At 44.9% G+C, this 12,233-nt stretch carries 11 protein-coding genes; 7 read left to right on the forward strand and 4 right to left on the reverse strand.

Features of this window, described 5'->3' with window-relative positions; translation table 11 throughout:
- Nucleotides 1-34: 34 nt before the first annotated feature.
- Together RID53_RS03180 and RID53_RS03185 are read right to left on the reverse strand one after the other, a co-directional pair.
- Nucleotides 35-163: a hypothetical protein gene (locus tag RID53_RS03180; RefSeq protein ID WP_446386741.1), complete on the reverse strand. Its 129-nt coding sequence runs from the start codon at nucleotides 161-163 to the stop codon at nucleotides 35-37.
- Nucleotides 164-633: 470 nt separating this feature from the next.
- Nucleotides 634-1,299, reverse strand: coding sequence for a response regulator (locus RID53_RS03185; RefSeq protein WP_446386770.1), 666 nt, complete (start codon nucleotides 1,297-1,299; stop codon nucleotides 634-636).
- A gap of 460 nt (nucleotides 1,300-1,759) precedes the next feature.
- On the opposite strand from RID53_RS03185, the gene RID53_RS03190 reads away from it, so the two are divergent.
- Nucleotides 1,760-1,897: a hypothetical protein gene (locus RID53_RS03190; protein WP_446386742.1), complete on the forward strand. Its 138-nt coding sequence runs from the start codon at nucleotides 1,760-1,762 to the stop codon at nucleotides 1,895-1,897.
- Here the strand turns inward: RID53_RS03190 and RID53_RS03195 are convergent.
- Nucleotides 1,880-2,380 carry a hypothetical protein gene (locus tag RID53_RS03195; protein WP_446386743.1) on the reverse strand — a complete coding sequence of 167 codons (501 nt, stop codon included), beginning with the start codon at nucleotides 2,378-2,380 and terminating at the stop codon, nucleotides 1,880-1,882. The two genes, RID53_RS03190 and RID53_RS03195, sit on opposite strands and share 18 nt — an antisense overlap.
- Nucleotides 2,381-2,421: 41 nt before the next feature.
- Here RID53_RS03195 and RID53_RS03200 point away from each other — a divergent pair, with 41 nt between their 5' ends.
- The 6 genes from RID53_RS03200 to RID53_RS03225 all read left to right on the forward strand — a co-directional run bounded on the left by RID53_RS03200 (nucleotide 2,422) and on the right by RID53_RS03225 (nucleotide 6,163).
- The gene (locus RID53_RS03200; protein WP_446386744.1) at nucleotides 2,422-2,580 is read left to right on the forward strand and encodes a hypothetical protein; all 159 of its coding nucleotides are present in this window, start codon (nucleotides 2,422-2,424) and stop codon (nucleotides 2,578-2,580) included.
- Between the two features lie 38 nt (nucleotides 2,581-2,618).
- Nucleotides 2,619-2,969, forward strand: coding sequence for a hypothetical protein (locus RID53_RS03205; RefSeq protein ID WP_044206195.1), 351 nt, complete (start codon nucleotides 2,619-2,621; stop codon nucleotides 2,967-2,969).
- 85 nt (nucleotides 2,970-3,054) lie between these two features.
- Nucleotides 3,055-4,566, forward strand: a complete 1,512-nt coding sequence (ycf46, locus tag RID53_RS03210; protein ID WP_446386745.1) for a stress-responsive protein Ycf46 — start codon at nucleotides 3,055-3,057, stop codon at nucleotides 4,564-4,566.
- A 143-nt stretch (nucleotides 4,567-4,709) separates the two neighbouring features.
- Nucleotides 4,710-5,063 carry a DUF1257 domain-containing protein gene (locus RID53_RS03215; RefSeq protein ID WP_006100016.1) on the forward strand — a complete coding sequence of 118 codons (354 nt, stop codon included), beginning with the start codon at nucleotides 4,710-4,712 and terminating at the stop codon, nucleotides 5,061-5,063.
- Nucleotides 5,064-5,299: 236 nt separating this feature from the next.
- Entirely contained in the window at nucleotides 5,300-5,599 is a 300-nt protein-coding gene (locus tag RID53_RS03220) for a putative quinol monooxygenase (protein WP_446386746.1), read from the forward strand.
- A gap of 105 nt (nucleotides 5,600-5,704) precedes the next feature.
- Entirely contained in the window at nucleotides 5,705-6,163 is a 459-nt protein-coding gene (locus RID53_RS03225; RefSeq protein WP_446386747.1) for a GUN4 domain-containing protein, read from the forward strand.
- A 315-nt stretch (nucleotides 6,164-6,478) separates the two neighbouring features.
- Here the strand turns inward: RID53_RS03225 and RID53_RS03230 are convergent, their stop codons facing one another.
- Entirely contained in the window at nucleotides 6,479-10,915 is a 4,437-nt protein-coding gene (locus tag RID53_RS03230; RefSeq protein ID WP_446386748.1) for a response regulator, read from the reverse strand.
- Between the last annotated feature and the right edge of the window lie 1,318 nt (nucleotides 10,916-12,233).

Genomic DNA, 12,233 nt, shown 5'->3' on the forward strand with positions numbered 1-12,233 from the left:
ACAATGATGTTTTTGAAGGTTGCAATAGATAAGGTCAGGGTTGTAATATCTGAGCGCTGTAGCATTGCCGATATTGGTTTAACCCAGGCTGTTGCTGATTGCAATCCCCTAAAATCCACCGATTTAGAGCGATGGCAACTCGTTGAAACAGATTGGAAGTCATTATTAGATCGAAAATACTCTCAACAGTCTAGTTTTTAGTTTTGATGACAAAACCGCCAATGTACGGACTAAGTTGGCTATGCCATCAAATCCTAGGGGAATTGTGTTCAACCTCGATTAGTATTTGCCGTACTCAGTACTCTGCCCATAGGACTAACGCCGTAGCAGGTTGGCAAGAGTTTACTTGAGCCAAAGCTAACAACAAAACTGGGATACCTCAGAATTCAACAATAGTCTGACATCCAGTGGACAAGGATTCATCACTTACACTCTGGTTATGGATGATATCTGCCACCGGCAGGTTTCCTTATCGAGCAGCTATCTGTAGCTACTATACTATAAAAGTATAAAAAAGTGTAAATTTTAGTAAAATTTAGCAGAATGCTTTGTCCCACATTGTTAGCGATGCAGGGAGACGAGGGAGATGAGGAAGCAAATGACGAATGACAAATGACGAATGACAAATGACAATTAAACTATCCCTGATCGCAACGCCACCACCGCCGCTTGTACCCGGTCATCTACCGAAAGTTTGTTCATGATCCCGCGTACATGGGTTTTAACGGTATTGGCGCTGAGGTAGAGTTTAGCGGCAATCTCTGGATTACTATTGCCTTCTACGATCAGTTTTAAGACTTCTAGCTCCCGCTGTGACAAATTGGAAACATTGCCTGTGGGAGAAGGGGGAGACAGATGCTTGAGAACTTGACGACCAATTTGAGGATCGAGGTACGTTGCACCTTCAGCCGCCGCTGCGATCGCCTGGAGTAATCGTTCTACACTTGATCCTTTAACACAATAGGCATCAGCACCGCTAGAAAGTGAGGCAATAATTTCGCGATCGGTGGTATGAGAGGTGAGGATGACCACTCTCACCTCAGGGAGTTCTGCTTTAATTTGCTGAGTAGCAGCAATCCCATCTAAACGCGGCAAACCAATATCCATGACCACGATATCAGGTTGGAGTTGTTTGGTCATTTCCACGCCCATATAGCCATCTTCAGCTTGTCCCACCAGTTCAAGCTGGGGGTTAGTGGATAAGGATTGTTCTAAGCCAAGCTGCATCATGGGATCATCTTCCACAATCACAACTCGCAAAGGTGTGGAACTTGTTGGGGAATTCGTCGGGGAGGGCATGTAGCTGTAACCAAAAAGCTGGACAATTTTACCCATTGTTACCCAAAATTGGGTAGATATTTGTTCTGATAGAATGGGTTCGCCAAGAGTATGTATACTTTATTGGTATACCTATCCAGCCAAAAACCAAGGTTAGGTAGGTGAAAAAATAGCCGCCAGTTAGGTGGTGTTAGCCTGTGGACTGGTTGAGTGCCGTCACCGCTAGGGTGAAGCAGGAAGTAAGCGTCAGGGATGTCCACGCTTTGGGCAACTTTGGGTAAGTCTTATGTAACGGAAGTTCTGAGGACATGGTGAGTACCCAAGCAACGCGATCGCACTTCCGTATTTTACGATTAAATTGGGCAGAGGTGCGCCCAATTCAATTGTAAAATCGATTCCACTATTTTCGCTGTGTCACACCAATAGTAGGTTAGCCTGTCGGGTTTCGCGATCGCTCTACCTATATCTACAAGAACGTTTTGTGCTTTCACGCTCCATTCTCCTACAGGGAATGGCACACTTTATAGTCGGTGATGCGAAAAATGATGGCGAAGATAGCGCCACTACGAACCCATTTTGCGGCGATGCGGATTGGCAGCTATCAGTTCTCATCGGGTAGTGGGAGACGATACTGACGAGCAATGTAATAGAAAAAGCGATAGTAATCAGCAAATTGTTCGCTCTCACAGCGTCCCTGCCAGTTGTAGTTTACATTTTCCTGGGTCAGGGTCAGTGTCATCACACTGATATCAGAGTCAACGTCTACCTGAAGTTTACCTGTTTCACCTTGTTCAGTGAAGAAATTTTGAGGTTGAGATGGATTGAGTGGTTGGGATGTACTCTCAGGTGATGGGGTTCCTAGTTGGGCAAATTCTGCCCATCCCCTAATCTCACAGTTGGGATTCTCAGGATCACGAAAGGCTCGACCATCAAGATTGTCGGGTATGGGAAAGGGTATCCAATTGTTGGGATAGAGGAACTCAAAGTTGAAGCGGGAGTTGCGGTAGGTGTTCCAGCTTTCTGGCAAATCCACATTAGTACCCTGGCAGCTTAAGAGCAAAACAGCCAGTGGCGCGATTCGAGCAATGAATTTCCAGGTCATTTGTCTTTAGTCATTTGTCTTTAGTCATTCGTCCTTTGTTCATGCATGGTTCATTGTTAATCCTCTTCCCCAGCTTCCCCATCTCCCCCATCTCCTCCAATCCGCCTGATCCAGCATCAGAACCGGACAATGTAAAGAAATATTACAAAAATGCCGTCATGCTGGCTTACTGTATTGACAGCCAAGGAGAATACCGTTAATCTGGCATACATACCCGGGTAAAACGATTGAAAATAATATGCAAGACAAGCAAAAAGTTACGTTGTATCTCCCACCAGGACTTCATCGCCAGCTCAAAATCCGAGCAGCCGTTGACTCAGACTCAATGTCGGCGATGGTCGAGAGAGCAATCGTATTCTATCTACACCACCCGGAAGTGGTAGACGAGGTAGAAGCATCCTACGGGAATACTCATCGGGTATACAATTGCCCCGAATGTTCTAGCTCAGTTGTTATTCAAGATGGAGATATGGTTGCCCTAAAAAATCAGCCCAGCCTTCTGGATGATGAACTGCCTGTCGAGAAAGTGCGAGAAGAAGTTAAATCCCGTACAGATTCTCAGGGCGAAGAGGAACTTGTTCCTTGTTGATAGTGTTACAAAAACAGCTAACTGCGAGAGTTCTATTAATGATGTTTGGGCAGTGGTTGTGCCGTCTCTAAGTAGGTCGATAGTCATGCAAGAAGAGATAAGTATTCTCATTCAAGCTCAATACCCTCTAATCTACCTGGTGACGTCAGAGGAAGAGCGGACAGAACGGGCAATAGCCATGATTGCTCAAAATAAGAATCAGCAACGGCGCGTATTCGTGTGGACTGTCACCCATGGGATTGTGGAGTATGGTCAATCACGCCACATCACCCAACACAATACAGTCTCTCCAGAAGCAGCTGTTCAATGGGTTATTCAACAAAAAGAACCTGGTATCTATATATTTAAGGATCTACATCCATTTATTGATTCTCCAGCAACAACCCGATGGCTGCGGGATGCGATCGCGAGCTTCAAGGCGTCTCAGAAGACGATTGTACTCATGTCTCCCATGCAGCAGGTGCCGATCGAGTTAGAGAAGGAAGTGGTGGTTATCGACTATCCCTTACCGGATTTAACCGAACTTAACCAAGTGCTGTCTCAGCAATTGGAAAAAACCAAAGGGCGTCGCACCACCACGGAAACGCGGGAGAAACTCCTGAAAGCCGCATTGGGTTTGACGCGAGACGAAGCGGAGAAAGTGTATCGCAAAGCCCAAGTCAAAGCTGGGCGTCTCACGGAAGCAGAAGTCGATATTGTGCTTTCTGAGAAAAAACAGCTCATTCGTCGCAATGGTATTTTAGAGTATATTGAAGAGGATGAAACCATTGATTCTATTGGTGGTTTAGAAGAGCTGAAGCGATGGCTGAAACAGCGATCGGGCGCTTTCACTGAACGGGCAAGAGAGTATGGTTTACCCCAACCCAAAGGGATGCTGATTTTGGGAGTACCTGGCTGCGGAAAATCTCTCATTGCCAAAACAACGTCTCGCCTTTGGGGACTACCGCTATTGCGGTTAGATATGGGTCGGGTGTATGATGGTTCTATGGTTGGTCGCTCAGAAGCCAACTTGAGAAATGCCCTAAAAACAGCAGAATCGATTTCACCCGCCATCCTTTTCATTGATGAGCTTGACAAGTCTTTTGCGGGGAGCAGTGGCTCGGCTGACTCTGATGGTGGCACCTCTAGCCGCATCTTTGGTTCCTTCCTAACCTGGATGCAAGAGAAAACATCGCCAGTATTTGTCATGGCGACAGCTAACCGAGTGGAACGGCTACCGGGAGAGTTTCTCCGCAAAGGTCGATTTGACGAAATATTCTTTGTTGACTTACCGAATAAAGAAGAGCGTCAGCAAATCTTTAAGATTCATCTGAGTAAGCGGCGTCGAGATATAGACCGCTTTGATATCGAACAGTTGGCGACAATTTGTGACGGTTTTTCCGGTGCAGAAATTGAGCAAGCCCTCATCGCTGCAATGTACGAGGCATTTGCACAAGACCGGGAATTCACCCAACTGGATATTATAGCGGCGATTAAAGCCACGCTGCCGCTTTCTCGGACAATGACTGAGCAGGTCACAGCCCTGAGGGACTGGGCAAGACAGAGAGCGAGACCTGCTGCAGCCTCCGTTGCTGAATATCAGCGAATGGAGTTCTAAAAGGCTTTCTCCTGCTCCCAACAGGAGGAAAGGCTAGCAAAAGTTTGCTAGCAGTTTCAAAAGACGCCGCAATTTAACAGCGGCAGACCCAAGAAAAAGCTACGTTGTCGTTTGTTTTCTATCTCTACTGGAGGAAATCTAAAATGTCTCACTTTAGCACTCTGCGTACCAAGATCACCGATGCCGAAATCTTAAAGGCTTCTTTGAGCGATCTAGGTATTTCCGTTAAAACGGAAGCTGATGTGCGCGGCTACAACGGTCAACGTGTTCGTTCGGACATCGTTGCTGTTCTCGAAGGCGAGTATGACCTCGGTTGGTCTCGCAATGGCGATGGTTCCTTTGACCTGATCGCTGACTTGTGGGGTGTTGCTAAAAAGCACAACCAAACCGAACTGATCAACTCGATCAACCAGAAGTATGCCGTTAACAAGACCTTAGCAGAGGTCAAGCAACGTGGCTTACAAAATGCCAACGTTAAACTGGTGGTACAAAAATAGTCCATCAAGGCGTTCCCAAGCTTACGGGTTAACCAATTTATTTGGGGTTGACCCGTTTTTTCAAAAGGTTATAGAACAAATGTTCTAGTCTTTTCCATAACATAATAACGGCGGGAAAACCTCTCATCCAGGGAGTTTCTCCGCCGTATTTTTGTACTGGCTTGGTTTTTGCGATCGCGTTCCGAACTGCGGTAGCCTTTTAATGGTGAGGAGATGTACGCAGAGGATTGATTCTCATGGTAAAGTCAGCAATCCGAGTATTAGCTCGTGTCGTCGCGCATCCGGGGAAGGAAGACAAACTCAAAGCACTGTTGTTAGAACTTGTTGAAGCAACGCGCAAGGAACCTGGTTGTGTCACTTACGAGTTATTACAAAGTCCAGCGATTCCCACGGAGTTTGCCTTTGTCGCAGAATGGGAAAGTGAGCAAGCGTGGCGAGTACATTTGGACTCGGCTCACATTCAGCAAGCGTTTTTAGAAGGCGAAGAGTTGTTTGCTTCACCGCCAGATATTCGTCATTATGTCTTATTAGCTTAATCGTTCTGATTCGGGTAGGGAATGATTGATTAAGTTATACAGTAGAAAAAAACTGGGTGATCAGGATACCCAATCTCTACTGTATATTGACTTACAAAAAAGCGTATGTTTGAAGATAATGTCAGATCTTCTGAAGGGGCAAACTATAGTAAACTTGACGAACTGTTAGCAGGAGGGCAGTGGCGAGAAGCAGACGAGGAAACATTTACTATTATTCTGAAGATTACGGGTGCAGATAAACGCGGCTATTTAACGAATCAAGATATTCAGCAATTTCCTTGTCAGAACCTTAGGGCAATTGACCAACTTTGGGTTAAGTATAGCAGTGGTAAATTTGGTTTTAGTGTTCAGAAGCGGATTTATGAGCAATCAGGAAAGGATTTGATGGTATTTGCTGATCAGATTGGCTGGCGGGTGTCTAATCGGTGGCAAAGTTACAATGAGCTGATATTTAATCAGAATGCACCGATAGGACATCTCCCTGGCGGTGGAATCGTGGGATGGTTGGCGTGGGGAGATCTTCGAGATGATTTGTTTGCTCGTGTTAGGGCGTGCAATCTTTAGTAAGCTGTCATGCATTTAAATTGGGTATTAGTAGCGAGCAAGATGCAAAGCCTGCGGCATGGCTTCGCTAAACGCACTACAAGGATTGCGCCATTATTGATATTAAGGTTTAAATGCCGAACAGCTTATAGGGTTTGCTGAATAACTGTTGTGGTGAGGGTAGGGAACAGCTAAACCTTGATGTATAAGGGTTTCAAATGTCACTATCCAAGCTAGATCCCCGACTTCTCTAAGAAGTCGGGGATCTGTGTACCTCACTTACGAAGGGAAGTTCTGACTAATGCACATCAGTACATATAAACTCAAAAACTTTTCCTATCCCGCTGCTGTTTTATTCTCCACCGATACCTTAACCTGCGCCATAATTTTCTCCATCTGACTCACTAATTTCTTCGCCTCTTCTCGATTCTCCTGATGAGCATGATCACTAAGTTGACGGGCTAAATCTGACATTGATTCCACCGCCACAGACGCACTAGAACCCTTGAGTTGATGGGCTTTATTCGCTAACGTTACCCAATCTTGATCCGCCAAGGCTTGTTGAACTTGGGTGAGAAACGTTGACCCATCATTAATAAATCCTTTGACTAATTCCAACTGAAACTCTGGATCACCACCAGAAATTTCCGATAATGCACTCCAATCCACGGGATCTGTAGTCGCTTCAGCCGTATTTTGGCTATCTATCTGTTTGCTAGATTTTGCCTTATTTTCCTGTACCACTAATGACCATCGCTGTAACATGACTTTCAGTTCTTTCACCATTACCGGTTTACTGAGATAGTCATCCATTCCCGCTGCAATGCATTTATCTCGATCCCCTGGCATTGCATAAGCAGTCATACCAATTACAATCGTATGGTGGTCTTTACCTTCTTGTTGCCGTAAAGTTTGCGTGGCTTGATAGCCATCCATCACCGGCATCTGACAATCCATTAACACAATGTCATAATCATTCTGTGCCAATTTTTCCAGGGCTTTTTCACCATTTTCCGCAGACTCCCACTGATGACCTAGGAGGCGGACTTGGTGCTGGACTAATTTTAAGTTAATTGGCGTATCTTCCACTAACAAAAGCGTTAGCGGCTGCTGTATTTCTGTTTCCGCTTTCAATTTTGATGTCTTTGCTGCCAACTCAGCAACCTCTTGTTGAAAATCCCATTTTTTGTTGGGTAGTTCCTCTTTTAGGGAGGTGGTATTTAGGTCGATATGTCCTTTTAGTTGCTCAAGGAGTTTCTCTAACTCCCCAACTAGCTTAGCGCTACTCTCACCATTTTTTGTTCTCGCCTCATGTCGCAGTTGTTCTGCGACATCGGGCATGGTTTGCACGGCGACTGAGGAACTGGCACCTTTGAGTTGGTGGGCTTTATTGGCAACCATAACCCAGTCTTTATTGGCTAATGCCTGTTTTGCTTGGTTAATAAAACTGGCACCCTCTTTAATAAAGCCTTGGACTAACTCCAGTTGAAATCCTGGATCACCTTCGGAGATGTCCTTGAGACGCTTCCAGTCTACGACATCAGAGAGTAGACTACTCGTAGATTGAGCTGGAGAGGGACGTTCCGGTTTAGGTGAGACGCCTTTGACCACGGATGACCATCGTTCTAATACGGGTGCTAAGTTTTTCACCATAACGGGCTTACTCAGATAGTCATCCATTCCTGCCGCTAGACATTTTTCGCGATCGCCTTGCATAGCGTAGGCAGTCATGCCAATTACAATGGTATGGCGGTCTGTTCCTTCTCGCTCACGTAAGGTTCGGACTGCCTGGTAGCCATCCATGACGGGCATCTGACAATCCATTAACACGATGTCGTAGTCATTTTTGGCGATTTTGTCAAGGGCTTCTTGACCATTTTCTGCTGATTCAGACTCATGACCCAATAGTTGCACCTGATGGCGCACCAGTTTCAGGTTAATTGGTGTATCTTCCACTAAGAGAATTTTTAGGCAAGTGGGTTGGGGTGCAGGTTGAGACGGATCAGGGATAGCCGATTGGGTACTGAAGAGGGTAGCGGGAATCTCAGCCGCCAGAATTTTCTGTAACGATTCCAGCAATTGAGATTCTTTCACTGGCTTAACTAAATAATCGGCAAATCCGCTTTTCAGCAAGGGTTGGGCGGAATCCCCGGCGTGCATCGAGGTCATTAGGACTAACTTGGTTTTTGCCCAATCCGGTTCGGCGAGAATCAACCGTCCTAGAGTAGACCCATCGATTTTGGGCATTTTCATATCCAGTAGCGCCACATCGTAGGATTTACCCGCTTCGGCAGCCGCTTGCATGGCATTTAGGGCAATAATACCATTATCAGCTTCATCGACTTCCATGCCCCTCGCCTCTAACTGATACTTGACAATTTGGCGATTAATTGGGCGGTCATCGACAATTAACACCCGTTTCCCTTGCAGAGATTCGGGGGAGATGGGTAAATTACTAAAGATGCGATCGCTCTCATCTTCCTCAGTACCCACCGCTACTTTCCCAAAGGTAATTGTAAACCAGAACGTCGAACCCACACCCAGTTGACTCTCGACGCCAATCTCACCCCCCATCATTTCTACCAGTTGCTTACAGATGGCTAATCCTAAACCTGTTCCCCCATATTTGCGGGTGGTCGAAGAATCGACTTGGGAGAAGGCTTGGAAGAGTTTCCGTTGATCCTCTGGGTTAATCCCAATCCCTGTATCCCGCACGGCAAATCGCAGTTGAATCTTGTCCTGATCCGGCAATTCCTGATGCACCGACACCCGAATTACCACTTCGCCAGATTCGGTAAACTTAATCGAATTACTCACCAAGTTTGCACAAATTTGGCGCAAACGACCCACATCTCCGATGAGTCGTCGCGGTACATCCGTATCGACTAACAGCGCTAATTCTAAATCTTTGGCTTCGGCTTGGGGAGAACACAAATCTAAGACATCTTCCAACGACCGATTAATGTTCAACTCATCAACATCAAGGCGCATTTCTCCGGCTTCGAGTTTGGAGAAGTCGAGAATATCATTAATTACACCGAGTAAATGTTCACCACTGACTTGCAAGGTTTTGACAAAATCCAGTTGGCGAGGATTAAGATCCGTGGTTAACAGCAATTCACTCATTCCCAACACGCCATTCATCGGTGTGCGGATTTCATGGCTCATATTTGCCAAGAATTGAGCTTTTGCCCGGGCGGCTTCGACGGCGGCTTCTCGCGCTTCTACTAATTTATTTTCATACTCTTTTCGTTCAGTTACATCCCGATTTACCCCAATCGCGGCGATGGGTCTACCCAGGTCATCCCGCAACGGCACAACCACGGTTTCGCACACCCCTTTATTGCCATCTTTACGGATAAATTCAATCTCCCGTGTCCAGCGTCCTTCATGGAGTAAACTATCCAGCATTTGTTGCGTTAGGGCGGTGGCTTCATCGGGTTGATAAACCATGCCACAGGTTTGACCTAATACTTCGGTTTTCTCATAGCCAAAAATTCGTTCTGCTGCTGGGTTCCAGTCCAGGATATGACCCTTCAAATCGGTGACAATAACACCATCATAAATGGTTTCAAACATTAACGCTTGACGGCGCAATGCCTCATCTGCCCGTTTGCGAGCCGAAATGTCTTGGACTAAGCAAACAATTCCTTGAATCCTGTCGGATGAATTTTTCATCACTGAGGCGGTAACAGATACGGGAACAGAAGTACCTGTTTTCGTAAAGAATGTGGTTTCGTATCGACCCAGAAAGCCACTTTGTTGAGAATCATTTGCCTGTAAATGAGCTAAAAAATTATCTTCTTTAAAGAAACGCTCTAAAGGTTGGTCGCGCAGTTCTTTGGGAGAATATCCGGATAAAAACAATGTGGCTTCATTAAAGCTTTCAACTCTAATATTTTTATTCAGGACAATGAGTCCATCACTCAACGAACTGATAATATTATCGAGATAGGATTTAGATACCGTCGTTTCTTGGAGCTGTTTACTCATCTGGTTAAAGGTATCGGCTAAGACACTTAGCTCGTCCTTGGTTTGTACCTCAACATAGGTATCGAAGTCCCCTGCACCAATTTTTGCGGCAGCTTCTTTGAGTTTAACAATCGGCTTGGTGACGCGATCGGCTAAAACGATCCCGAAAATAATTGATACGGCGACAACGCCAGTAATTGCTGTGAGGTTAATAATCAGTGAGTAAGTTGAACTGCGATTTGCGGTTTGATTTTCTTCTTCTAGAGTATTCGTATGAAAGGTAATGGCTTGATCAACAACGGCTAAAAATTGGTCTTCTGCATTCTCTAACGCTTGCCGTTTTGCCAAAATATCAGTGCGTCGGAAGTTGGTGTCATCTAAGGCTAAAATTTCCTGGCTGATTTCTGCCAATAGCAGCTTACTAACTTTCAATTCCCGATAAAAGCTTTGAGCTTGAGGGTTATTGGCAAAGGACTGAAATTCGGCTAAATACTGATCCAGAGCTGCAACCGATTGTTGGAAGTCAACTTTGGCTTGTTTTTCCGGTTCTTCGTCTTGAGATTTTGGCGAGGTGGTGGTCGATTTTCCTTCGATCACAGCATAACTATAGGCTTTATTGGTTAACCGTAAGGAGGCTGCCTTAATCTGATTTAATGCCACCAGTTGACGGGTAGTACCCTCGGTAATTCGATTAAAATTATCATCAACATTTTTCTTTGTTTGAATTGTAATAATTCCCAAAACAGCGACCAGCGATGCCACCCCTAGAAAGCCTGAGATAAATTTGGTCTTCAGTTTCATAGCCGTCTCCCGTCACTATTTTATCCTTCGGATATTTATCAGAACATTCCGGATCATCAGGTAACACAGTCTGACAAACTTTTGGCAGAAGATTAATGTCACCTGAATGGGACGTTCTCTTATACTGTAGCCGACACAGATGCAGACGAAAAGAGGAAAATTTTTGAATAAAAATTAAGTAAAGGATGGGTGAATTTTTATTTTTACAGATTAAAATTATTGGCTTTTTGTTTTTTATCCTTTGTCAGGGGTTAAGGGATGTTTATATAAGTTAATGGAGTTGATGTGATTTCGACCAACTAAATTAGGTCAAGATTTGGTTAAAGGCAGGTTGGAGGAAAATAATCTTATTTGGGGTATTGACAGAGGCGGTAGTTTTCTATTAGACTTACATCATAATGGGAAAATGTGCCGATCTATAGGGTCGAGTTTCCGAGTATTATCACATCAGTAATTAAGTGAATTGCCTTAAGTTTGGGCAAAAGTTCTGTATTGGCAAAAGTTAGCCTCAAGTCAGCCAACAGAAGTATGCGATCGCGCTTTTGGTGAGCCGATCCGGGGAACGTAGAATTGAGGCGGCAACCCACGAGATTTGGTTGAAATTTGGTTCTGGGAAAATAATCTTATTTGGGGTATTGACAGAGGCGGTAGTTTTCACTTAGACTTACATCATAATGGGAAAATGTGCCGACCTATAGGGTCGAGTTTCCGAGTATTATCCCATCAGTAATCGAGTGAATTGCCTTAAGTTTGAGCAAAAGTTCTGTATTGGTGAAAGTTAGGCTCAATTCACCCAAGAGGCGGATGCGATCGCGCTTTTTATGAACCGATTCGGGTAAGGTGGAATTGAGGCGACAATGCAGGAGATTTGGTTGAAATTTGGTTCTGGGAAAATAATCTTATTTGGGGTATTGACAGAGGCGGTAGTTTTCGCTTAGACTTATATCATAATGGAAAAATGTGCCGACCTATAGGGTAGAGTTTCCGAGTATTATCCCATCAGTAATCGAGTGAATTGCCCTAACTTTGAGCAAAAGTTCTGTATTGGCAAAAGTTAGCCTCAAGTCAGCCAATAGAAGGATGCGATCGCGCTTTTTATGAACCGATTCGGGGAACGTAGAATTGAGGCGACAGCGCACTATATATATTGTCTCAAAAGCGGGTTGGAGGAAAATAATCCTATTAGAGGGATTGACAGATGCGGTGGTTTTCCATTAGGCTTATTTCATAATGGGAAAATGTGCCGACCTATAGGGTCTGATTTCAGATTCTGCTTCCATCAGTAGTTAAGCTAATTATCCTAACTGGAATAGCGCTG

Origin of the sequence: Coleofasciculus sp. B1-GNL1-01 (assembly GCF_040220235.1) — a bacterium.
Lineage (GTDB): Bacteria > Cyanobacteriota > Cyanobacteriia > Cyanobacteriales > Coleofasciculaceae > Coleofasciculus.